Origin of the sequence: uncultured Oxalicibacterium sp., assembly GCF_913776015.1 — a bacterium.
Lineage (GTDB): Bacteria > Pseudomonadota > Gammaproteobacteria > Burkholderiales > Burkholderiaceae_D > Oxalicibacterium.
The window spans coordinates 24,458-48,541 of the sequence record NZ_CAJYMD010000076.1 but is presented as its reverse complement, the minus strand read 5'-3'; the positions used below and the strand labels follow the sequence as shown (position 1 = coordinate 48,541).

Below are 24,084 nucleotides of genomic sequence, written 5' to 3'. Positions count from 1 at the left end.
TTGTAGAAGTTACCTTGGTGCGACCTGCAAATTTGTGACACGTTCGCAAAATGGTGGGAATTTCTGCATATTTGAGAGGAAGCTGACATAAAATTTTTCCATACGGCATCAGGATAGAATGCTCCATCAGTCAGCCCTTCTGGATCTAAACGAGCCAATGCATAATTCGTCTCCCGTCCCACTTGTCGATTCAGATCGCTTCCGATTGCTGGTTGCCAGCATTACCGATTACGCTATCTTCATGCTCACGCCCGATGGCACCGTCGATAGCTGGAATGCCGGCGCACAACGATTTAAAGGCTATCGGGAGGAGGAAATCCTGGGGCGACATTTCTCCACCTTTTATACGGAAGAAGATCGCGCAGCCGGCATTCCGGCGCGCTCGCTGCGCATGGCTGAAGAAGAAGGCCGCTTTGAAGCTGAAGGCTGGCGTATGCGCAAGGACGGCACCTGTTTCTGGGCCAATGTGATCATCGATCCCATCAAGGACGAAAACGGCAGACTGCTCGGTTTTGCCAAGATTACACGCGACATTACCGAACGCAAGATGACGCAGGAAGCGCTACAGAAAAGCGAACAGCAATTCCGTCTTCTGGTTCAGGGCGTCACCGATTATGCGATCTACATGCTGGACACGAATGGCATGATCACGAGTTGGAATGCCGGTGCCCAGCACATCAAGGGATATACCGTCAGCGAAATCATCGGCAATCATTTTTCACGTTTTTATACCGTCGAGGATCAAGCGCTCGGCATTCCGCAACGTACGCTGAAAATTGCCTCCGCCGAAGGACGTTATGAGCAGGAAGGCTGGCGTGTACGCAAGGATGGTTCGCGTTTTCTCGCCAATGTCGTCGTCGATGCAATTCGCGACGAGCTGGGGCAATTGATCGGTTTTGCCAAGGTTACGCGCGACATCACGGAAAAACGCGCCGCCGCAGAACAATTGGAAAAAGCCAATACCGCCTTGCATCAGGCGCAGAAAATGGAAGCCCTCGGACAGCTCACCGGTGGTGTCGCACACGATTTCAACAATCTGCTGGCGATACTTTCCGGCGGTGTCGATATGCTTTCGCTGCAATTGCGTGGACAACAGGAAACCCGCATGCTCGACAGCATGCGACGTGCAATCGAACGCGGCGCCGGTTTGACGCAGCATCTCTTGTCATTCGCTCGTCAGCAACCGCTCAAACCCGAACAGTGCAACGTCAACACAGTCCTGAGCAATTTCGAAACCGTGTTGCAACGAGCGGGCAATGCCGGCATTCAACTGGAGCTTGCCCTTGCACCGGGCAAGCATGTGGCGCGAATCGATCCGGGGCAGTTTCAGACGTCCTTGCTGAATCTGGTCGTCAATGCTTGCGATGCCATGCCGCATGGCGGACATATCGTCATCAAAACTGCAGCAAGACAATTGCAAGCGCATGAAATCGGTTCACTGGCAGCCGGCTCTTACATCGTCATTTCGATCCGTGACAATGGCAGCGGCATGAAGGAAGAAGTCCGGCAACGCGCACTCGAACCTTTTTTCACCACCAAGGACGTGCACAAGGGGACTGGTCTTGGACTGAGTCAGGTGTACGGCTTCATGACCCAGTCCGGCGGTGATCTGACCATCGAGAGCAAGCCTGGGCAAGGTACGTTGATTTCGCTGTACCTGCCGGTCGTCGAGGAAGATGCGGCGATTGCAAACGATGTGGAAGAAACCAAAGACGAATATACGGAACATGTTCTGCTGGTCGAGGACGAAATCGACCTACTGACGCTAGGAGCCGAACTCTTTCGCGCAATCGGCTATGAAGTACACACCGCATCAAGTGCGGAAGAAGCCGTTGCCCAACTGGCCTTGCACGACAACATCGATATTCTGTTCAGCGACGTCATGATGCCCAATGGCTTGAACGGCATCGAACTGGCGAATCTGGTGCGCGAACGCTACCCGCACATCAAGATCGTCCTGGCGTCGGGCTACGCCATGCCGGCATTGCAAAACAATTTGCAGGATCTCGATGGCTTTACCTGCATCAACAAGCCTTACCAATTATCGGATCTCGCACGCGTGTTACGGCGCGCGATCTGAGAATCTAATTGAAGATATTTTTTACCTACCCATGAAAAAACCGCCCCACGGGGCGGTTTTTCGTTGATGCGGAATCGATCAGTGACCCAGTTGCGATTCAGCTGCAGCATTGGCCTTGCGAACGCGCTCTGCCTTGGCTGCCTCTTGTTCTGGCGTCAGCGGTGTGTCGGGAGCTTGTGCGTCGGAACCGCAACCAGCGAGCGTCAGGGCCAATGTAAATGCGACAAATAAAGACTTACCCATTACGTATTTCTCTCTCAGAAAATGAACAAATTCCAGATACACAGCACACTGCAACCTGAAGCGAAAACAGCTCTTGATACGTTAAATAAACGTGAAGCTTTTGTTGTGCAAACTATAGGGAAGCGTTTTTTCAGCGTAAACTGTGGATGTCACTTAGCAGCAAATTGAACGCAGATAACGGCACGTTCAAAACATTCCATTACAAATTTGTACCGTATGATGAAACCTTTTTATCGCCTTCCATGACCCAACGATTAATCGATACGTGCGCACTTGAAGAGGCGCTAGATGCCTTTGCGGATGCCCGCGACTGGCGACAATTTCATTCGCCCAAAAACCTTGCGATGGCATTGACAGGTGAAGTCGGAGAACTGGTCGAGATTTTCCAATGGCGTTCCGAACAGGCATCCTGGGACGTCGCGCGCATGCCCGAAACCGCCGAACATGTGCGCCAGGAACTGGCTGACGTTGCGCTCTATCTCGTGCGTTTAGCTTCGGTACTGGGCGTCGACCTGAATCAGGCTATCGCCGACAAGATGATCTTGAACGCGCAAAAATATCCGCCGCTATCGCGCTGAAAAAAGAAACGTTTTTCGAAGAATTGGCAGAGGTCAAGAACGCGCAGCCATTTCTTGCCTATATTGCTGCTTTTGCCCGTCAACGCACTACCAGGTGCATGCTGTTTTCAGGAGCCCCATGAACGAAGCAAGTTTTGAACAACGTTCGGATACATCCCTGCGTTTTACCGACTGGTTGCGAGAACAGAATCGCGCCAATTGGGATGCTGCCACCCAGCATCGTTTCATCGACGAACTGTTCGCCGGCAGCGTGGCCGACGACGTGCTCGTGCATTACCTGGTGCAGGACTATCAATTCATCGATCGTTTCGTCGCCCTTCTTGGCGCGGCAATCGCCAGTGCAGATCGCTTTGAATCGCGTGTGCGTCTGGCACATTTCGCCGCCATGATTACCAGCGATGAAAATACCTATTTCCTGCGCTCTTTCGATCATCTCAAGGTCGATGCACGCCATCGCAACATGCCGACGCTGACCGAACCAACCAAGGCATTCCAGAATTTGATGAGGGAAGCGGCAGAAAGCCAGGTGTACTCCTTGTGCCTGTCGGTTCTGGTCGTGGCCGAATGGTTGTATTTGAGCTGGGCCGATCGCAAGCATGCCGCATTGCCGCCAAAGTTCATCCATGCCGAATGGATTACCTTGCACAACAACAACGCCTTCGCCGATTTCGTCAACTGGCTACGCACCGAACTCGATCGCACCGGTCCTGCCCAGGATGCGGATACGCAGCGCCGCAGCGCCGACATGTTTGCGCGTGCTGTCCGACTCGAACGCGAGTTCTTTGATCACGTCTACACACCACTGCAATACGACTGACGCAACGTATCACTTGCCTCTTTCATCCGTCGCAACATGCGATTTTTTACCTTTACGAGAAACCATGTCCTTTACTGCTGAAATCTGGGAAAAGAATGCAGCGCTGTTCGAAGCAACGCGCACCATGCCCTTCAATACCGAACTGGCGGCCGGTACGTTGAGCCAGGAACGTTTTCGCCATTACATGATTCAGGATGCGCACTACCTGATCGCCTTCGGTCGTGCCCTTGCGATTGCAGCCGCCAAGGCCGACAACACCGACGAAATCGTGCAGTTTTCCATAGGCGCACAAACTGCGATCGTGGTGGAGCGCAGCCTGCACAAGGATTTCATGGAGCAGTTCAACGTCACCCCGGCGATGTTTGCCGCCACACCGCTTTCGCCTGCCGCCCATCACTACACGAGTTTCCTGATGGCCAACGCATGGAGCGCTTCTTACCCTGTTGTGCTGGCTGGACTGCTGCCCTGCTTCTGGATCTATGCAGAAATCGGACGCGACATCGTTGACCGTGCCGCAAAGAACAACCCCTACCAATCGTGGATCGATACTTACGCCGGAGAAGAATTCCACGCAGCCGTGCGCGCGGTGATTACGACCGTTGATCGTGTCGCTGCCGTCGCTAGCGACGAAACGCGTCAAGCCATGCACGCGGCTTACACACGTGCAGCGCAGCTGGAATGGATGTTCTGGGATTCGGCCTATCGCCTTGAACAATGGCCAGTTTGAACCTGCTCTGACACATATGCAAAAGCCCGGCATTGCAAGTGCCGGGCTTTTTTTACTATCGCATCGAATCCTGATGCTTATTTCTTGACGGCTTCGTCGAAACGCTTGTTGACCTCGTTCCAGTTCACGACCTTCCACCATTCCTTCAGATAATCGCCACGACGATTGTTGTACTTCAGATAGTAGGCATGTTCCCAGACATCGTTACCAAGAATTGGTGTGCCTTTGACCTCAGCCACATCCATCAGCGGGTTATCCTGATTCGGGGTGGAAGAAACAACCAACTTGCCACCCTTCACAATCACCCACGCCCATCCTGAGCCGAACTGCTTGGTGCCAGCGGTGTTGAACGCTTCCTTCATCTTGTCGAGTGAACCGAAATCGGTTTCGATACGCTTAAGCAGTGCTGCAGATGGCTCGCCACGCTGCTCTGCCGGTGCCATCGTGGCCCAGAAGAAATCATGGTTCCATGCACCACCGGCATTGTTACGAACCACGGCTGGATAGCGGGAAATCGATTTCATCAGTTGCGGCAAGGATTGCGCTGCCAGCTTGCTGTTGTCTGCGGCTTCCTTGTTCAGATTGTCGTAATAAGCCTTGTGATGCTTGCCGTAATGCAGTTCCATGGTTGCCATATCGATCACCGGCTCCAATGCATTGGATGCGTAAGGCAACGCTGGCTGCTGAAAAGTTTGCTTTGCTGCGGTCGTGGCAGAGGATGCTGCAGCAGGCTCCGCCGGCTTGGTCGATTGCGCATGCACCGCACCCACAGTCAGCATGAGGGCGAGCAACAAGGACGGTTTGAACATGGTTTCTCCTGATGAGTGTAAAAATCGGCTGGCTATGATCATCAAGTCCGCCTGATTGCAGCTTGATCGATCAGATACGCGATTACATGCGGCAGATAGGCTCAAAATCTGAAATCAACGATCAAAAATGGCAATGCTGCTCCATCCGGAGCAGTCCGCCAAACGTTGCACCTATACCTGCCCTCGCTTGACTTTTAGCGCTTGTAAGGAGGAATGGCGATGGTGACAAGCGTGCTGATTTGTGGCTGTTGCGCGAAGTTGCTCGATGGTTCGGCTGATGCGGCGGCCGGCTGCAACATCGTAAAAAGAATACCGGCTACTACTGCAGCCGCCGACAGGAAAGATGGTTTCATGACACTCTCGCTTGCTAATGGATGAGATCGAATCAATGTGGCGTGCCGGTTTCTACCGTAATGTGCGGTCCGAACGGCAAAACGTTTTCATGATCGTTCTTCGATTTTTCTTCGTTACTACTGCCTTGCAGCGCGCCAGTCAGCCATGGATTGCGCATGGCACGACGTGTCGAATTGGCTTGTCCCAGTTCGTTGACGAATTCCGGCGTGAAGACGCGGGACTCGACCTTGCTGTAACCATCCGTCAGATTTTGTTTTCTGGCGATCAGGTAGTGCAGCGCCTGGGCACGCTTGCGAGCAAGCGCCTGCTCGGCACGGTCTTCCGGATTTTCTTCCAACTGATGACGCGCCTCGACATAAGCGGGCCAGTCGATATCGCCAATTTTTTCGCGGCCCATGGTTTTCAGGATTTCACCAGCGTCGCGGTATGCAGGATGCAGAACAGACATGATTTCCTCCCCAAAGCATGGATCACGTTTTCATCAAGGCATGTGAGCATCCACAAAAAGAGACGGAACCTTTCTGTATGCCCACGGTCGTTGTAGCGTGCTTGCATCTTATCCACCCTCTTGCAGAGTCTCTATAGGACTGCTTCGCAAGTTCTTGTAGGAAAAGATGAGGAGATTTTGCTGGCCAGTTATTTCCCGCCAGACACACTGGCCACCCTTGCTGTTTTGCGCCATTGCGCCCTGTTTCTGTGCAAAGGGCCGATTTGCGGTACGCTTTCGCCTTCTTCACATCGTGTCCGCACAACATGGAAGCCTCTTCTGCCGGCGCTAGATCTGTCATTCCTCGCTTCACGATTCCGGCACTTTCTCTGGCTGCCTTCGGCAGTGCAATTTCCCTGCGCGTGACGGATCCGCTATTACCAAGACTGGCAAGTGAATTCGGTATTCCGCTCGGACAAGTGGCGTATGTAATTACCGTTTTTTCGATCGCCTACGGTATTTCGCAACTCTTCTTTGGCCCCGTAGGCGATCGCTTCGGCAAATACTTTGTGATCGCCTGTGCCTGTCTGGCCTGCGCAGGTACTGCCCTGCTGTGCGCTCTCGCGCCCAATTATCCAATGCTGATTGCGGCGCGACTGTCCGCTGGAGCCACGGCAGCAGCCATCATCCCGCTTTCGATGGCGTGGATCGGCGATGTCGTGCCCTATGAGGAACGGCAACCAGTACTGGCGCAATTTCTGATCGGACAGATCGTCGGCATTTCCGCTGGCGTACTACTCGGCGGTTATACGGCCGATCATCTGAGCTGGCGCTTTCCCTTCTTTGCCGTCTCGGCTTATTTCGTCGTCGTGAGCTTGACGCTCTTCGCCTTTCATAGGCGACTGCCACCGCATGCACTGACTACACACAAGGCGGAGGGCGCTGCCTTGCGCCGCATGTTCAACGAATTTCGTCTGGTATTGGCCCAACCGTGGGCGCGCGTCGTGCTGATCACCGTCTTTCTGGAAGGCGCCTTTCTCTATGGCGCGTTCGCCTTCATCGCCTCGCATCTGCATGCGGTTCATCATCTTTCACTGACTCGTGCAGCAAGTCTGGTGATGCTGTTTGGCTTGGGAGGATTTCTCTATGCCGTTGCTTCACGTGGCCTGGTGCGTCGTCTCGGTGAAAAGGGGCTGACCAGATGGGGAGGCATCTTCGTCAGCCTGTCGCTATTGACCATCAGTCTGGCACCGTCATGGTGGTGGGCCATTCCTGCCTGTTTTTCCTGCGGCCTCGGTTTTTACATGCTACATAACACCTTGCAAATCAACGCCACCCAGATGGCGCCTGAGCGACGCGGTGCAGCCGTCTCGATTTTCGCGTCCTGTTTCTTTCTGGGCCAATCAGCAGGCGTCGGCGCAGCCGGCTGGGCCATCGAACGCTTTGGCACTGGCAACGTGATTGCTGTCGGTGCACTGGGCGTACTAGCCGTGGCGGCAATCTTCTCGCATCTGAAAAAAAACTGACTCCGCCTGCACGCACGGCAAATCGCTTTCAAGCGATGCACTTGGCGATATACTGAAACTGTGTTTACCTTTCAGTTCTACGGGAGGCCATATGTATCGCAAAATTCTGATCGCCTATAACGGTACGCCGGAAAGCCAATCTGCCTTGCAGGAATGCATTCGCCTGGCGCCCGATCCATCCGCCGACATTCATCTTCTGGTCGTCGTCAATCCGCCCCAAGCCGTCGTGCTGGGTGAATATGCGATGGTTTCCATGGTTGGCATCGAAGAAGAAATCCAGGCTGAAAAGGAAAAAATGCAGCAGCAACTGGATGAAGGTCTGCATGTCCTGGAAAATGCCGGCATGCGTGTTTACACCCATCTGAAAGTCGGGGAGCCGGTCCCAACCATTGCCCATCTGGTCGAAAAGCTAGGCATCGAAATCGTGATCGTCGGTCATTCACGCATGCAATCGCTCGCCATGCGCTGGTGGCGTGGCGCGACGGATACGGTACTGGTAGAAAAAATTCGCTGTGCCTTGCTGATTGCGAGCGATCCGGCTTGATTTTTCGCCAATCTGTTGGCGTTATGACACCTGAAATGGCAGTAGTAGCTGCCTGCCATCGTCGAATGAAGCGCTTCTTGCCTTGCAGGAAACATCCGTTCTCTGCTGTTACAGTCTTTTACGCATTTGGTATTGAGAAAGCGAAGAGCGTGCAGTTAAATGGAATGACTTAAGGAGTATTTCCATGTCCATTCCACTACGCCACCTGATTCTTACCCTAACTCTCGGTACGGCAGTCGCCGCACCGGCATTTGCCGGTGGTGGCGTTAGCTGGTCGATCAGTGTAGGTGGCGGTTATCCCGGTTATGGCTATTACGCGCCACCGGCACCGGTTTATTATCCGCCACCGCCGGTCTACAACAACTACTCAAACTATTACGCTCCACCTGTGGTGTATGGTCGCGCAGTACCGGTTTATGAACCGCCGCCGGTCGTTGTATATGAAGCACCGCGTTACTACCGCCCCTACCCACCACCGGCAGTAATTTATCGCTATCACGATCGTGAGTATCGCGACTACCGTCGTTAAAATCTTCAAGAATCTCTTTCGGCACCCGAAAAGAGGCACATACAAAAAAGGCTGATCATGATGATCAGCCTTTTTGTTTTTTAGCGACGCCAGCCCGGGCCAGGACGGTAATAACGCGGATGGTAATACCGCGGGCCAGATCGATAATAGACACTTGGGCCCACATAAACAGGTGCCGGTGCGACATAAACCGAAGCATTATAGGCAGGACGTGCGTAATAACCATCGTCATACGGTACCACCGCACAACCTCCGAGCACACCGACTGCCAGCAGCGGCAGGATCAATCGTCGCGTCGTACGCGACATGACAATGCGTTTCATGTTCAACCTTTCGGCAGAACCGCTGCATGCATCGGCAATTTCACCCGAATCAGACGGTCCCGCATAACACCGATTCATCATGTCTTGAAGATTGAATCGGAAAGTTAGCAACAACATTAGCGACGATAGTAATCACGCTCGTATTGATCATGGCGACGATACTCAACACGTCTTTCGTCGCGGTAATAACCCCCGTCACGATAGCCATATCCATCGCGGTAGTATCGACCTTGTGGTGCTGGCTGGTAATAGACGGGTTCGCGGTAAGGCTCACGGTAGTAACGCTGGGGTGGCCCGGCATAGCGACGATCGTAATCACGATCACGTCCCGAAGAAGCTGTCGCACCGACTACCGCCCCGAGTACCCCACCGACAACCGCACCATCCTGACCGCCGACAGAATTGCCGATGACGGCACCAAGCACTGCACCCAGTGCGGTATTGACGCCCCGGTTATCGGCAGAAGCGGTAGTCGATACGGCCGCGGTAGCAAGCAAGGCAACTGCGATCCATTTCTTGTGCAACATGATTGACTCCTTGGGAGCCCTGCACTCACCACAGTGGCAAATTACTCGCAGGGACATGGTGTCAATATATAGATCGCATCGTGGAAATCCACGAACGAAATAGACTTTTACATTTGTAATGAATTTGAATTAGCGCACGATCGTGCAAGGCAAAGGCCGAAACGTCATCGGCTACATGTGGCCTATTGAATATTGGCTTCAGAAACAATGCGCCATTGCGCACCTTCTTTTGCCCAGTACTGGCGTTTTCGTGTTACGTGTCGTCCCTTGCCAATAACCGCTTCCTGCGTGAAAGCAGCGACGATCATTTCCCTTTGCCCCTTTTGATCGGGGTAACGGAACAGGGATACATCCTTGAGATCAACCTTGATCTGACGCGCACCCAGATTGGTTTGCTGAATACGCTCAAGCCAGCTATTGAGGTTCTGTCCGCGCATTGCCTTGAAATGCTGCGAATAATGACGACGCAACTTTTGCGGGTCGGTACTTTCCAGATCGACGCGCCAGGCTTCCAACATGCGATTGGCATGGATGCGGTCCGCTTCGGCACGCACCGGTGTAACGAACTTGAGTGTCTCGGCAATGATCACGGGCGTCATGCCAACCTGGACACGTTCCGACAGCTCAATCATGTCGGGATTCGGCAGCACGATACAACCGTCGGAAGACAGCGGAGGCCGGCTGTAACTATCGGGTGGCGTGCCGTGAAACCAGATACCGGAACCACCACGGTCATTGACCCGATCCCATTCGTTCGGATAGTTGATCGGCAATGCACCCGGTCCGTAAAATTCGGGCAGACGCGGTCCCGGCACACGGGATGTGATGTAGTAAATGCCAAGGGGCGTTTTCTGGTCGCCTTCCTTGAATTTATCGACGCCGAGTTTGCCTTGACTGACGTAGTAATCACGCACGAGTTTGAAGTGATTGTCGCTGCCACGCTCGTAGACATAGAGGCGCGAACGACGCGCATCCATCAGCAACACATTTTTCTGATCGGGTCGCAATTGCAGTAGGGGTTGCGGCACCAGATTGGGATCAGGACGTTCGCGCAGCGATTTAAGCCGCACCATCGCTTCAGCACGCAAGGCTGCAAGATTGTCGGCTGGCGCGTCTTTTGCTGCACCAAAGGTCTTAATCGGTTGTGTGTGCAACAGCAGCAAATCACCGCGGACAAGTTGCCCCAGACGGAAGTTCGGATAGGCTGCAACTAACGCATCCGCCTTGGCCTGCGCCTCGCGCAGACGGTTGGCAGCCAGTGACTTGTAGACATCGATCAGCATCAATTCCGGATCAAGTCGCGATGGCACACCTGGCTTGGTACCGTTTGCCAGCGCCGGCAAGGCAAACATACCGGCGAGCAGCAAGACTGAAGTCATGCGTACGCCCCACTGCACTGCCCACCTCACCCCACTAATATGCTTTGTTGCTGCCACCATCAGTTACCTGTGCGCTCCTGCTGAATACGCCATGCATTACCTTGTTGAATAAGCACCAGCGTCTTGCTGCTTTCCGATTTGAAGGTATTGGAATCGTAAGCCTGACGGAAACGCACGGTTGCCGTCTCACCCTTGATGCTGACCTTGGGCGAGAGGATACGTACATTGATGCGCGTCTTGTCTTCGATGCGTGCACGGCGCTCGGTTTCCCATGCCTTGCGCGACTGGCCGGCAGGCAAGGCGAAATCCTTGCTGTAGGCATTCAGATAAGCGCCAACATCCCGTGCACTCCATGCCTTGGCCCAATTTTCCACGACTGCCAGCACCTTGGCCTGCGCTGCATCGGCAGCTTCTTTGGCCTTGGCCTGTTCAGAACGGCGACGCTCGGCTTCCAGACGCTTCTGTTCAGCCGCTGCATCGACTTTGGGTTCCGGCTTGGACGCTTCTACCGGCTTCGGTGTCGGTTGAACAGCGGGTTGCGGTGCCGAATGTGGTGCTGGCGTCACCGGTGCTGGCTGTGGCGCTACTTGCGTCGGTGCCGGCGTCTGCGCGCGTGCTGGTGCAGGTGCAGGTGGCGTTACGGCAGCAACCTGCGGACTGCTGCCGCCTGTTGTGTTGCCCACCAGATTGCGTACCAAGGTCAATTTGGATTTGGCCGCGCTGTTGCTCTGATCAAGCTGCAAAGCCTTGTCATAAGCCTGACTCGCTAGCTTGGCATGCACGTCGCCCAGATTCTCGTATGCAGTGGCATAAGTCGGATTAGTCCGAATCGCCTGATCGAGTGCTGTGCGTGCCTTCTCGTACTCGCCAGCCGAGGCATACAAAACCGCCAGATTGTTGTATGGCTCTGGCAGCGTCGGGTAATCCTTGCTTAGCTTGGTAAACACATCGATTGCTTCTGCCGACTTGTTCTGCTCGGTCAGAATCACGCCCTTCAGAAAGCGCATTTGCGGGTCACGCGGCTTCTGCTTCAAAAATGCATCTGCCTTTTCCAGCGCATTCGTGTATTGGCCGGATCGCAGCAACTGCTGCACATCGGCTGCCTCATCTGCCATGGCAGGCGTAAACTTCATGGCAGCCAGCAAACCGGCGATCAACAAGGAGCGCTGCATACGCTGGCGCAAAGCCGGACGCGACGGAAGACGCGACATTGAAAACATATTGTTTCCTGATGGTGGGAAAAATGGTTAAAAAATTACAGGCGCTATAGTACGACAAACCCTCGCCGCTGCCCATTCAAAACCCGGCAGATTGACGCCTGCAACGCTGTTTCAGCCATGTCGTGCGGTCAACTCCTGCAAGATGCCGCCAAGACGCTCGATACGAAAAGGCTTGATGAGGAAATAATCCATACCGGCATCCATGCATGTCTGAATATCGGACAGCGCACCTGCTGCAGTCAAGGCAACAATCGGCACGGTAGAAGCTGGCAACGGCAAGGCACGGATCGCCCGCGTCGCGCAGATGCCATCCATCTCCGGCATGTGCATATCCATCAACACCACATCGAAATGGCGCCGCTGCACGGCCAATACCGCTTCCGCACCATTTTGCACAACTTCGACTTGGTGGCCGGCCTTGCGCAATAACGTAGAAGCCACTTTCTGATTGATTTCGTTATCTTCGGCCAGCAGGATTTGCAAGCTATCCGTTGCAGAAAAATCTCCCTCAATCGGCTTGCCCTCAGTGGAAGCAAGCATATCGGCAAGGGCAAAATCCAGTTCGAACCAGAAACAGCTGCCTTCACCAAGCCGGCTTTCCGCGCCGATACGGCCGCCCTGCATATCCACCAGCTTCTTGCAAATCGACAGGCCCAAACCAGAGCCACCGAAACGCCTGGAAATCGAGCTATCCGCCTGAGAAAATGCGTGGAACAGGCGCGATTGCGCTTCCTGACTCATGCCAATACCGCTATCGATCACGGAGAAACGCAGCCGGACGTTGTCGTGCGTACTTTGCAGTTGCTGCATCTGAATCAGGACACGCCCCTTTTGCGTGAACTTAAGTGCGTTGCTGACCAGATTGAGCAAAATTTGCCTCAATCGACCGACGTCACCGAGAAGCTGACGCGGGATACCCACGTCGTAGTCGGTATCCACCACGATGGCATTGGCGTGCGTACGCGAATGCAAGAGATTGACAACACTGTCCACGGTCTTGACTGGATCGAAACTCGCAGCCTCGAACTGGATGTTGCCTGATTCCAGCCGGGAAAAATCGAGGATGTCGTTGAGAATCGTCAGCAAGGCTTCAGCCGAATACTGAGCCGTTTCCAGATGCTCGCGCTGTAGCGGATGCGTCGCCTCGCCGAGTGCCAATTGCATCATGCCCAGCATGCCATTCATTGGCGTACGAATTTCGTGACTCATCACGGCCAGGAATTCGGATTTTGCACGATTGGCACGCTCTGCCTCTTCCTTCGCCAATTGCAGTTCGCGCGTGCGTGCTACGACCTGGTTTTCCAGATCACTACTCAAGGCCTTGAGCGAATCGTACAACTGCACTTTAGCCAGGCCAGCACCAACATTGGCACAAAAAACATCGACAAGTTGCCGCTCCAATTCCGAAAGCGGGCGAAACAGCGAAAAACAGATCGCGTATTCACTGTCTCCGCGGGCGGGCCGAATATAAAGACTCAGGTGATCATCCTCAACCACATGTCGCCCGCCATCCAGGACGCTCCTGAGTTTGCTCATGCACGATTGCTGCAAGGGCGTACTCTCATCGAACGCGGCGACAATGACGAGCTCATCGGCATGGAGCAGACGACGAATGACACGGCCCTCGATCGGCTGCCGCAACAACAGCCGCAACTGCCGCAAGACTTCCACAGCAAAGGTGCGCTCCGACACCGCTTGCAGCAGCACGCCGGCCGCCTCGATAACGCTTTCCATCCCATTACGCGCACGCTCCAGCGACACAATGTCATCAAAGGAGCGCAAGGTGGAAATCACGCAAGTTAGAAGCTTTTGTCGCGTCAGCTCGGTTTTCGACTTGTAATCGTTGATGTCATAATCAATCACGACATCCCGTTCCGGCGCCTGGCCCGGCTGCCCTGTACGCAGAACAATACGCACACGACGATTCTGCTGCACCTGTCGAATATGCCGCACCAGTTGCAAGCCAGCATCCTCAGTCTCCATCACAACGTCGAGCAAGATGATGGCAATATCATCTTCAGCCATGAGCATCTCGCGCGCTTGCTGGGCAGAATAGGCATGCAGAAAAACCAGCGGCCGTTCCTTGAATATCAAGTCCGACAATGCAATACGCGTGATTTCGTGCACCTCTTCTTCATCATCGGCGATCAGGATCTTCCACGGCGCGGCAAGCGATCGCTGCGCATCAGGTTCGGGTGCAAAGGCAAAATCATCAAACATCAGGATCCTCACGCGGAGTGCTGACAGCAGCATGCGCATCGTCGGCTGATGGCGCGGCATGAGCAGTAAGATCCGCCTGTTCCGCCCCATCGGGAAAACGCAAAATGAAAGTGGTACCGACACCGGGCTGGCTTTCTACATTGACTTGTCCCTGCAGCGGGCCGCTGACGAGATTGTGAACGATGTTCAAGCCCAGGCCGCTTCCCCCCTGTCCGCGCATGGTGGTGAAAAAGGGATCGAAAATCTTGCCGAGATTTTCTTGCGGAATACCGCAGCCGTTATCGGAAAAACGCAATTCAATCAAATTGGTTTTCTGCCCTTTTGCATAGACGTTGCGCACGACGATCAGCATTTCACCTTGTGCATCTTCTGGGAAGGCATGCTGCAATGCGTTCATGACCAAATTGGTGATGATCTGCGACAACGCGCCGGGATAGGTATCCACCTCGATACCGTCATCGCAATTGACGGCGATATGGTGATCGGAACGGCGTAGCAGTGGCTGCAGATTCGACAGCACTTCATCGATATAGCCCTTGAGCCGGAAGACGCGCCTTTCCTCACTTGTCTGATCGACCGCCACATCCTTGAAACTTTGTATCAGCGTCGCTGCTCGCTCCATATTGGACAGCAACAACTTGCTGATGGCACCCGCCGTACCCACGTAGGCATCGAGATCGGAACGCTTCATGGCGCCGCTCTGGAACAGCGATTTCAGGCGTGCTGTTTCTTCTGCCAATGTCGAAGCACCCGTCACACCCACACCGACCGGCGTGTTGATCTCATGCGCGACTCCTGCCACTAGTTGTCCGAGCGAAGCCAGTTTGGCGGATTCGACCAGTTGCTTTTGCGTATGGCGCAAAGAGGAAAGCGTTTCGCGCAGCTCAGCGTTCTTTTGGCTCAATGCCTGTGTGCGCGCTTCGATCTTCTGTTCAAGGTCGTTGTAAAGCCCTGCATTTTCGAGGGAGATGGCGATCTGCGTCGATAGCATTTGCAAGAGCTCGGCATGATGCGAGCTGAATGCATCGATCGCCAGATTGTTTTCCAAATAGAGAATACCGACCAGTTGCCCTTGCTTCTGCAAAGGCAGGCACAGAATGGATTTGGGTTGCTCGCGCTCGATGTAGGGATCACCATTGAACTGGCTGTCGTTGACGGCATCACCGATGACGACCTTTTCGCCGGTACGCTTGACGAAATTGACGATGGCAAGACTGACACTGCGACTCTTTTCCAACGCCACCCGGTCCTGCACGGCCACCGTATCCTCATGTATCTCTGCGCAGATGAAGAGTCGGCCATGCTCCATCATGAGCAACGCACCTTTCTGCGCACCAGCATTCTCGATGAGCAGATACATGAGCTTGGATAACAACTTGTCGAGCTGGATTTCTTCCGATAGTGTCTGCGATGCGCGTACCAGGGTCTGCACATCGACCTGCCGCTCTCTGCCGCCCGTCGTGTCACTACGTTCCGAACGACGGCGACCAACACGTACTAAAAGATCGGGATACAAGGCTTCAAGCTGCGCTGCCTTGGCATCTGCGCCCCACTCGTCATAACGCGCATGCGCCTGTTCCAGATGCATACGCGCATTGATTTCCTTGCCTTGCGTCAGAAAATAACGGCCGGCCAACTCGTGCGACAGTGCCTCATCGCTCAAGAATCCGTGAATGCGGGCACCATTGATCGCTTCTTCATAAAACCGTTCTGCGTGGCGATATTTGCCTGCCAGACGATAGCGCTCTGCTTCGACAAGCTGCCATTTGTGCAGATAGTTCATCGGCGCATTGTCGGCCCAGGCGCGGAAGCGCCTTTGCATCGCCTTGACGATTTTCAGCGTGGGGCTGATCTCGCTCCGATCTGCCGTACAAGCAGCAATGCGGGCCAATGAATGTATCCACAGGAGGAAACCGGAAGAAGGCGTACCGAAATCGAATCCGGGCAAACTCAATGCCTCACCTGAATGTTCACGCGCCTCAAGGTACTCGCCGAAATAGTATTCGCCAATTGCCTGGATCGTACGTACGTAGAATATTCCCCACGGATCTGCCGCAGCACGACGTGCCGCCACGTAATCTTCCTGCGTGCGACCTTGCGTGATGTCGATGATGGATTCGCCGACAAAGCGTGCATATAGCAAGCCCCACGGAATCATGACGCCCAGCAGCGCCGGATAATCCATCTTGCGATAGATATCGATATCCTTGCGAATCGTCGTCAATCCTTCATGCACATTGCCGCCCGACTGGAAACGAATCGCATCCGAGAAAGACAATGCCACCATGGCGCCTGGCCGATCGCCGGTTTCCATCGCCTTGACGTAGGTATCCATCAAGGGCTCAAGTGAAAGACGCAGATGTTCACGACGATGGCGAATGATGCCGTGGAAAATACCGACTGCGCCAAGCAAAGGCTTGTCGCCCCCCAGCATGGAAGCCACCTTGCCGAACTTGTAGCCTTCGTCGACCTGACCGTACCGACCGGCCAAGGTACGGCCCCACACGGCATAGGCATAGGCACTCAACGGTGAAGAACCATAGCGAATCGAGCGCCGGATAATATCGAGCGCAACCCACAGCACCACCTTGGAACCTGCGAGATACGTGAATCCATAGCCGAGAAATGCCATGGTCGCGTGTACCTGCAACAGATAATGCTGGTTTGTCGCCGGCGGCAGACTGGCTAGTGACAACGGATCGCGCCCCCGCATTGCCAAGGCCAGACGCCAACGTGCCAGCCGGATATGTCGCTCATCCAGATTCTTGGGCACCTTGATACCGGCGATCTCCATCATTTCGATGCCGGTCTGCATCAGCTCTTGCGGCTTGTAAACCGCGCCATAACAACGGATCAGATAATCCATCGCTGCCACGCTTTCCAGCGGGGTCGTGCTGTTCTGACATACGACCTGGCAAAGGCGCTCCATCTCGCGATAATCGGCGCGTGCAAACGCGGCATTGATCAGCTCCATGTACAGCTCATGCATGAAGCATTGCTTGCTGCGCCAATCGGCAACCGTGCCCAAATCACGAGCGATCTCGACGCAATCTCGATGCACATCTATTGCAGCCGATTGCCTTGCGCGTTTGGCCGCCATCAAATTGAGATCGGCCAGTTCCTTCTTTTCCTCTGCTGTAACGAGCAGCGTGCGCCCCTGATTGAGGTGATCGACGATATCGAAGATCGCTTCTTCACGCTCTGTCGGCGTCAAGCTGTTCATCAGCAAACGACCGATCTGCAAATGAATTGCATTGGTTTCGGCACGCGCAATGCCCTCGTACGCGGCCTGCTGGACACGGTCATGCAGGAACTGGTACGAATAGGACACCACCGTCGATGCCGCCACCTTGTTTTCAGACGGCTGAATCAAGCCAGCCTGGATCGCATCCTGCAACAGTTCGCGTATTTCATCTTCACTCTTCTCGCTGACAATGCTCAGCGTCTGCAAATCGAAACGGCTGCCAATACACGCCGCAATCGTGAGCAGGCGGTGCGTGCTCGGCGACAGTCTCGACATCTCCTTCATCAGCAGATCGATCACGTTGTCCGTGATGTCGGATGTGCGAATACGATGCAAATCCCATTGCCACTGCCCATCATCGAACGTCAGCATGCGCTCGGCATGCAGATTCTTGATGAATTGATTGATGAAGAAAGGATTGCCGAGGGTCTTGCGATAAATCAGTTTTGCCAGTGGCCGTACCTCGATTACTTCGCGACGCAGTGTATCGGCCAACAGTTCGACGATGTTTTCTTCTTCGAGCGCGTTCAGTTCGACCGTAATGACCGGAACATCCTTGCGAATCTGATCAAAAATGACCGTCAGCGGATGCGACACATCGACTTCATTGCTGCGATAGGCACAAATCGGCAATAGCGAAGGACTGTCGAGATTCTTCATCAGCAAGCTGATGAGCTTGAGCGAAGCCGCATCGGCCCATTGCAAATCGTCGAGGAACAGCACAATCGGATGATCCGATTGCGTGAACACGCCGACGAAATTCTGCATGGTGTAATGGAAGCTGTTACGTGTTGCGCCAAGCATCGGGGCAGCAGGCTGCTTGCCAATCACGAATTCCAGTTCGGGAATCGCATCGATGATCAATTGTCCGTTCGGCCCGAGCGCCTTGAGCAACTTGGTACGCCATTGCGCAATCCGCGTTTCGCTCTCGGTAAGAATCTGCCGCATCAATTCACGCAGCGCCTGATTGATAGCCGAATAGGGAATCGAACGACGGAACTGATCGAACTTGCCCGAGATGAAATAGCCGCCGTGCGCCACCACCGGTTTGTGCATCTCATTGACCAGCGACGACTTGCCGATACCCGAGTAACCGGTGATCAACAACAACTCGGCCTGTCCTCTGGTCACGTTGCGGAACGCATTCATCAGACGGCTGTATTCCCTCTCGCGGCCATACAGCTTTTGCGAAATCTGCAGGCGGTCACAACTGTCGTGCCGTGCCAGCGGAAAGGTTTCGACGATACCTGTTTCATCGATCGCCTTGCGACAGCTTTCAACATCAAACAGCAAACCTTCCAGGCTCTGGTAGCGGTCTTCCGCATTCTTGGCCAGCAGCTTGAGAATGATGTTCGACAAGACTTCGGGAATCACCGGATTGAGCAAGGTCGGCGGTTGCGGCTTCTTGGCGATGTGCGCATGAACAAGCTCCATCACGCTATCCGACTCGAACGGCAGATGACCGGTACACAACTCGTACAGCACGATGCCAAGCGAGTAGTAGTCGCTACGATAATCGACGTGCCGGTTCATGCGGCCGGTCTGCTCCGGCGAACTGTAAGCCAGTGGCACCATCGCGTCGTTGCGAAATTCGATCTTGCCATCATGCTCGATACGCAGATTGGCCAGACACAATGCGCGATGCAATTCGGTATGTCGATGCACTTCACGCAAGCCGCGAATCAGGGCAATGAACAGATCCAGCGCGCCCGGCAGATCGTAGGACGGCAAGGCGGCATCGCCGGTTGCAGGTGCATTTGGCTCGACGGCAAGCCGGAAAAACATCATGCGATGCAAGCCGGTTTTCGGTTGCACGACGTGTCTAACTGTGGCCCAGTCCGTATGCTCAGGGAACGTGATTTGGTGCTCCGGTTTCAATTTGATCCGCGCCGGGGAGATGGTCTTGCAAAATCAATCGTTGCAGTTGATCATTAGCAACAATCTGTATCGGATGCGCTTGCATGCAGCCACCCGTTGTTAGTTCCGTAATATAGCGTGAAACCTGCGTCTCCACGAGATATCCGCCCTTCAATCGAACACTTCAGACACGCCTTTGCCCATGTCCGACAAGTTGCTTGCCCAGGAATTCATCCCGCCCAACGAAGCTGCCGATACGCGAGACCTTGCCGCTCGCCTCAAAGCCAAAATCATTCGCGACAATCCAACCGGCATCATGCGGCGCGATGCCCACCCGAAGATGCATGGCGTCGTCAAGGCAGAATTCATCGTCGAACCCGATCTGCCGGACGACCTGCGCATCGGCCTATTTGGCGAAGCCAAGACTTATCAGACCTGGATACGCTTTTCCAATCAGGATGGCACCATCCAGGCAGACAAGGCGCGCGATATTCGCGGCATGGCCATCAAGCTCATGGGCGTTCCGGGAGACAAACTGTTGCCGGCGGAACGCAACGAACAAACCCAGGACTTCATCCTGATCAGCACGAATGTCTTTGTCACGCGTGACGTCGCGCAATTCGACGCCATGCTCAAGGCGATGACCTCGGGATTCTGGCCAAAGGTGATCTTCTTCGGTACTCACTGGCGCGTCGTCTGGAACCTCATCAAATCGCTCAAGAAATTCGCCAATCCGCTGCAGATGCGCTACTGGAGCACCACGCCCTATCTGTTCGGCACAACAGCGGTCAAATACTCCGCCATTCCACACCAGACCGACGACATCATCCCGACCAATCCTGGCCCCGACTATCTGCGCGATGCCATGATCGCCCAGCTTGCGAAAGGCGAAGCGCTGTTCGATTTCTGCGTCCAGTTACAAACCAACGCAGAACGCATGCCAATCGAGGATCCGGGCAAGGAATGGCAGGAGTCAGAATCGCCGTTCCGCAAGGTCGCCACCATTCGTATCCTGCAACAAAGCTTCGATAGCGAAGTACAACGCACTTTTGGCGAAAATCTTTCCTACACACCCTGGCACAGCCTGCCCGCGCATCGGCCGCTGGGCGGCATCAATCGTGCACGCAAGATCGTCTACGACGCAATTTCGACCTTCCGTCACGAATACAATCACGTGCCACGGCGTGAACCAACCGACTGGTCGATCTGATTCACGCCTGGCCATCCGTCAGGTTGGATCGACAATTCCCAATCCCATCATGCGCAATGCCGTCATGCTGGGCACAAAGAAATAATCGCCACCACGCGTTTCTACCAGGCGCGGGATTTTCTTCAGGAAATAGGGCGATTCTTCGCTATTCGGTTCCACCTGCAGAACCGCGCGACTCGGTGCATCGTCATCGCCGTGGTTGCCAAGAATGATTTCCTTGTCATTGGATGCAAGGAAATCATTGCCATAGTTGATCCATTGCTGCTGCACGAACTCGAACTGCCTGCTAATGCTGGCATTGAGCATCATGATGACGATGCCGTGGTTGCCGTCATCACGGGCAGGATCCTTGACTTCGCCATACGGCAGGCCACGCCGTAACACGCGACGCCGGTTGGTCAAGGCGCCAGGCGTGTTGAAGGCATCCTTGTTGAATTCGAGCGAAGCACGCGGATTGATCCGTCGCACGTGCGCGCTAAACGGACATTTGGCACCCTGCATGTCATCGTCATAGGTGAAGCCACTCAGCATGCGATCCTTGTCCAGCGGTGACGCTCTGCCGAAACGCTCGTCCCATGCGGCCTTGCTGGTTGCATCCGGCGCCGAGACGATGGGCGCACCGTTGTCTCGCCAGCGACCGACGAACTTGGCGGCCAGCAGCTCCTTGCCACCGGGATAGCGGTTCCCTTCGTCTTCAAGGAAGCGATTGAAGGTACCGACATTTTCATGCAGCTTGCGATACACCATGAAAGTGCCATTACGCGACAGCAGTTGCGGCGAAGGTGCAATCGGATATTCCTGCGCCTCATCGAGATGGCCGAGTACGAATTCCCCGGTTGCCAACGGTGCCCAGTTACCATCCTTCATCTGCTTGCCGCGCCCAACAACACGTTCCGGTTTGCTTGGCATGCCTTCAAAAACGGGATCACCGATACCGTCGGTGTAACCAAAATGCTCCTTGCTGGTTGGTTTGCCGTCCTCGAACAGCACATGCACATCCTGATATGCCAGATTGTCGCGACCGTCGTCACCGCGATGACCTGTCAGGATCTGCACGCCACCAGCCGTATCGTGCACAAGTTGCAGTAGCTCTTCATAGCCTGAATGCAGGTCTGCCAGCGTCTGCGCATTGATGGCCAGCCATGCATGCACATCTTTGTGGCGATCGCGATGGCGACTATCGCGCCAGATCGGGTCCCAGTATTCGGGCGCACTCCGCTTGTCATCACCCAGAATATCGGCTCGGGGCCGCATGCCCATCACGAATTCCATCGGGAAACCGATCAAGGAGGCGCGCGGCAACTCGATCGCTTTCAAGCCTTGATAGGTAAAGGCGATGTTCAGCGTATGCATGGGCTTTTGCACAGGATCGGGGCCTTCGCCCCAGCTCACGGCCGTCGTCACGCGCTCGGTAATACCCTGCAGCCAGACACGGCCGCGCGCGCCGTCTCGAATGTTCACGAACACATAGCGTGCATAGGGAAAATTGTAGCGGCCATAGGCGCGCAAGACATTACCCTGAATATCCATCAGGTCCAGCTTTTTGGTCACGATCAACCTCGATTCGATGAGTAGGGTTCAGGGACGCGAACGGCCAGGCTGCCAGCTCGGCGCGTTCAGATTGTCGGGCTGCACACGCACGATGAAGGCACGGAATGCCTGCTGCAACTCGGCAGCCGGCAAACCCTGATGTTCGGCAGCAAAGCGCGAAAATTCCTGCTTCAGGTACAAGCCTTTCAGTTGTTCCTCCAAGGGCTCATCGTTGGAGCCAACGAAAAACAGCGAGGCATCGAGCTGACACTGCTTGATGTAATGAACGAAGGTATCCGCACCCTTGACTTCGTCGAAGCCATAGCAGAACTCCCACAGCACGCGGATTTCATCGCCAATAGCGGCCCACATGCCGCGCAGATAGGTATCCAGATCGCCATGGATATTGCAGCACCAGACCAGATATTTGGATTGCAGGTGATCTTCGCGCGGCAAGGCGGCGAGACGAAAACGATCCGAAAAAAAGGACATGACCTCATACCAACGACTCCAGAAATCTGGCCCCGATAGCGCTTCGTAATACACGTCATCAAGCACAAAAAAGCGCGTCAGGTAAGTCTGCGGCACTTGCGCCATCGGGCTTTGCTCATGCAATCCCCACTTTTGCAGGCGATGACGAATCTCGTCGCTGTAGGCAGTACCATGATGATGGCCCGGCATGATGGGACACAGACAAGTCAAGGCATAGGCGTTGTTGCTGACGTTTCCCATGTCAATGTCCTTTCGCCTGCTCAGCCAGGCTGATGATGGGCGTCATCTGCATATCGCCAAGGTCATGCTGCAAACTGCGCAGCAATGCGTTGTACTGCTTGAGAAACTGATCGGCGGGTGCCTCGCCGAATTGCGTATCGAAACCGATCAATGCATCCTTGATGCGCTTGGCTGCCTTGATGTCGTTGGCCGTCGCCAGCGGATAAGCCGTGTAGTAATGATCAGTCTGAATCTGGTTGAACTGAATGTACGAATGGAATGGCGTCAACGGCACCGATTTCGGATAACGAATATTCCACTTCCAGAACAAATCGAGCCCGGCTGGAATGGCAAAAGTGAACGAATCCACGTATTGCGCCCAACTACCATTGAAATTGCTGAAAAACAGCATGTAGGAATAGTTAAGCTTTTCCTTGGGCTGCTGTGGCGAAAGATGTGGAAACTGGTTACGCCCGATGATGACCCAGCGCGCGTAATGAATCAGAGAGAGCGTGATCAAGCCCTTCAACGTGGATGGACGTTTTTGCGCCACCCAAAAAATCACTTTGTTGATCCAGGCCATATACCACCGGATTGGGGTAACCACATTCATTGCATAGGCTTTGCCTGCAATATTCGACATGCATTCTCCCTTGATGCGACTTCCATTGATTTGCCGGAACCGCCCGGCATAAGAAGCGGGAGAGCCTAGTACCGAATATTTCCTTAACGCAATACCATGAATATGGTGTTTACATCCGCCAAATGCTGTGTAAGCGTGTCAAAGATTTTCTTTTCACTCTTCTAAAAACGTATGCCAGCCTCTATGCCCAATTCCCCTGCTGCGGCATCTCTGCTGCTGGAAGAAGACGAACTACGCAATCTGCAAGATTTGCTTGGGCAAGAGTTCAACGACATCGCGCGTCTTTTTCTGAGTGACAGCATCCAACGACTCGAGACACTGACAAAAGCAGCACAGAATGGCGACTTCACCACGCTGCAAAAAATCAGCCATAGCCTGTGCGGTAGCGCTGCCTCGATCGGTGCCACCAACCTGTCACGTCACTGCAATATGCTGGAAACCGACTTGCGCCGAGGCCAAACGCAGCAGGTTGCTGCGCACTTGCATGTAATAAGCCAGGAATTCCAACTGATCGAAACAAGACTGCAAGGCATACTGACTTCTACCTGAGCATAGACAGCCTCAGCAACCCGGCGTGCCGGAAACC

At 54.3% G+C, this 24,084-nt stretch carries 22 protein-coding genes; 9 read left to right on the top strand and 13 right to left on the bottom strand.

The genetic code is table 11. The features are described 5' to 3' along the window. The first annotated feature begins 157 nt into the window (after positions 1-157). Entirely contained in the window at positions 158-2,080 is a 1,923-nt protein-coding gene (locus QZ725_RS13680; protein ID WP_293780679.1) for a PAS domain-containing sensor histidine kinase, read from the top strand. A gap of 78 nt (positions 2,081-2,158) precedes the next feature. Here QZ725_RS13680 and QZ725_RS13675 read toward each other — a convergent pair whose 3' ends face one another. Then, positions 2,159-2,323: a hypothetical protein gene (locus QZ725_RS13675; protein ID WP_293780675.1), complete on the bottom strand. Its 165-nt coding sequence runs from the start codon at positions 2,321-2,323 to the stop codon at positions 2,159-2,161. A 242-nt stretch (positions 2,324-2,565) separates the two neighbouring features. On the opposite strand from QZ725_RS13675, the gene QZ725_RS13670 reads away from it, so the two are divergent. From QZ725_RS13670 to tenA, 3 genes are all read left to right on the top strand, one after another. Beyond that, positions 2,566-2,901, top strand: coding sequence for a nucleotide pyrophosphohydrolase (locus QZ725_RS13670; RefSeq protein ID WP_293780824.1), 336 nt, complete (start codon positions 2,566-2,568; stop codon positions 2,899-2,901). Positions 2,902-3,019: 118 nt separating this feature from the next. Further along, the gene (locus tag QZ725_RS13665) at positions 3,020-3,718 is read left to right on the top strand and encodes a TenA family protein (RefSeq protein ID WP_293780673.1); all 699 of its coding nucleotides are present in this window, start codon (positions 3,020-3,022) and stop codon (positions 3,716-3,718) included. A 64-nt stretch (positions 3,719-3,782) separates the two neighbouring features. Then, complete coding sequence (gene tenA, locus QZ725_RS13660) at positions 3,783-4,445, top strand: thiaminase II (protein WP_293780671.1); 663 nt, start codon at positions 3,783-3,785, stop codon at positions 4,443-4,445. Between the two features lie 77 nt (positions 4,446-4,522). Here tenA and QZ725_RS13655 read toward each other — a convergent pair whose 3' ends face one another. The 3 genes from QZ725_RS13655 to QZ725_RS13645 all read right to left on the bottom strand — a co-directional run bounded on the left by QZ725_RS13655 (position 4,523) and on the right by QZ725_RS13645 (position 6,056). After that, complete coding sequence (locus QZ725_RS13655; protein ID WP_293780669.1) at positions 4,523-5,254, bottom strand: superoxide dismutase; 732 nt, start codon at positions 5,252-5,254, stop codon at positions 4,523-4,525. Between the two features lie 194 nt (positions 5,255-5,448). Then, a complete protein-coding gene (locus QZ725_RS13650) occupies positions 5,449-5,607 on the bottom strand; it encodes a hypothetical protein (RefSeq protein ID WP_293780667.1) in 159 nt (52 codons plus the stop codon). Between the two features lie 32 nt (positions 5,608-5,639). Further along, complete coding sequence (locus QZ725_RS13645) at positions 5,640-6,056, bottom strand: hypothetical protein (protein WP_293780665.1); 417 nt, start codon at positions 6,054-6,056, stop codon at positions 5,640-5,642. Between the two features lie 305 nt (positions 6,057-6,361). Between QZ725_RS13645 and QZ725_RS13640 the strand changes: the two genes are divergently transcribed. From QZ725_RS13640 to QZ725_RS13630, 3 genes are all read left to right on the top strand, one after another. Next, a complete protein-coding gene (locus tag QZ725_RS13640) occupies positions 6,362-7,561 on the top strand; it encodes an MFS transporter (RefSeq protein WP_293780663.1) in 1,200 nt (399 codons plus the stop codon). A gap of 91 nt (positions 7,562-7,652) precedes the next feature. Beyond that, positions 7,653-8,105, top strand: coding sequence for a universal stress protein (locus QZ725_RS13635; protein ID WP_293780661.1), 453 nt, complete (start codon positions 7,653-7,655; stop codon positions 8,103-8,105). A gap of 184 nt (positions 8,106-8,289) precedes the next feature. Further along, the gene (locus tag QZ725_RS13630) at positions 8,290-8,634 is read left to right on the top strand and encodes a hypothetical protein (protein WP_293780658.1); all 345 of its coding nucleotides are present in this window, start codon (positions 8,290-8,292) and stop codon (positions 8,632-8,634) included. Positions 8,635-8,714: 80 nt separating this feature from the next. On the opposite strand, the gene QZ725_RS13625 is transcribed toward QZ725_RS13630, so the two are convergent. The 6 genes from QZ725_RS13625 to QZ725_RS13600 all read right to left on the bottom strand — a co-directional run bounded on the left by QZ725_RS13625 (position 8,715) and on the right by QZ725_RS13600 (position 19,362). Beyond that, positions 8,715-8,957 (bottom strand): hypothetical protein, encoded by a 243-nt coding sequence (locus QZ725_RS13625; protein ID WP_293780655.1) that lies wholly within the window; start codon positions 8,955-8,957, stop codon positions 8,715-8,717. A gap of 116 nt (positions 8,958-9,073) precedes the next feature. Beyond that, positions 9,074-9,484 carry a glycine zipper domain-containing protein gene (locus tag QZ725_RS13620; protein ID WP_293780652.1) on the bottom strand — a complete coding sequence of 137 codons (411 nt, stop codon included), beginning with the start codon at positions 9,482-9,484 and terminating at the stop codon, positions 9,074-9,076. A gap of 182 nt (positions 9,485-9,666) precedes the next feature. After that, complete coding sequence (locus QZ725_RS13615; protein WP_293780649.1) at positions 9,667-10,863, bottom strand: L,D-transpeptidase; 1,197 nt, start codon at positions 10,861-10,863, stop codon at positions 9,667-9,669. A gap of 59 nt (positions 10,864-10,922) precedes the next feature. Then, on the bottom strand, positions 10,923-12,074 hold the full coding sequence (locus QZ725_RS13610) for a tetratricopeptide repeat protein (RefSeq protein ID WP_293780646.1): 1,152 nt from the start codon (positions 12,072-12,074) through the stop codon (positions 10,923-10,925). 120 nt (positions 12,075-12,194) lie between these two features. Then, positions 12,195-14,303 carry a response regulator gene (locus QZ725_RS13605; protein ID WP_293780643.1) on the bottom strand — a complete coding sequence of 703 codons (2,109 nt, stop codon included), beginning with the start codon at positions 14,301-14,303 and terminating at the stop codon, positions 12,195-12,197. Further along, positions 14,296-19,362 (bottom strand): AAA family ATPase, encoded by a 5,067-nt coding sequence (locus QZ725_RS13600; protein WP_293780640.1) that lies wholly within the window; start codon positions 19,360-19,362, stop codon positions 14,296-14,298. Before QZ725_RS13600 ends, QZ725_RS13605 begins: the two co-directional genes overlap by 8 nt. Positions 19,363-19,606: 244 nt before the next feature. Between QZ725_RS13600 and QZ725_RS13595 the strand changes: the two genes are divergently transcribed. Continuing rightward, positions 19,607-20,614 (top strand): catalase family protein, encoded by a 1,008-nt coding sequence (locus QZ725_RS13595; protein ID WP_293780637.1) that lies wholly within the window; start codon positions 19,607-19,609, stop codon positions 20,612-20,614. Positions 20,615-20,632: 18 nt separating this feature from the next. On the opposite strand, the gene QZ725_RS13590 is transcribed toward QZ725_RS13595, so the two are convergent. From QZ725_RS13590 to QZ725_RS13580, 3 genes are read right to left on the bottom strand one after another with little or no spacing between them, the layout of a single operon-like run. Beyond that, positions 20,633-22,165, bottom strand: coding sequence for a peroxidase (locus QZ725_RS13590; RefSeq protein ID WP_293780634.1), 1,533 nt, complete (start codon positions 22,163-22,165; stop codon positions 20,633-20,635). Between the two features lie 27 nt (positions 22,166-22,192). Next, on the bottom strand, positions 22,193-22,876 hold the full coding sequence (locus tag QZ725_RS13585; protein ID WP_293780631.1) for a hypothetical protein: 684 nt from the start codon (positions 22,874-22,876) through the stop codon (positions 22,193-22,195). Between the two features lies 1 nt (position 22,877). Beyond that, positions 22,878-23,498, bottom strand: coding sequence for a hypothetical protein (locus tag QZ725_RS13580; protein ID WP_293780628.1), 621 nt, complete (start codon positions 23,496-23,498; stop codon positions 22,878-22,880). Positions 23,499-23,681: 183 nt separating this feature from the next. Here QZ725_RS13580 and QZ725_RS13575 point away from each other — a divergent pair, with 183 nt between their 5' ends. Further along, a complete protein-coding gene (locus QZ725_RS13575) occupies positions 23,682-24,047 on the top strand; it encodes an Hpt domain-containing protein (RefSeq protein ID WP_293780625.1) in 366 nt (121 codons plus the stop codon). The last annotated feature ends 37 nt before the right edge of the window (positions 24,048-24,084 follow it).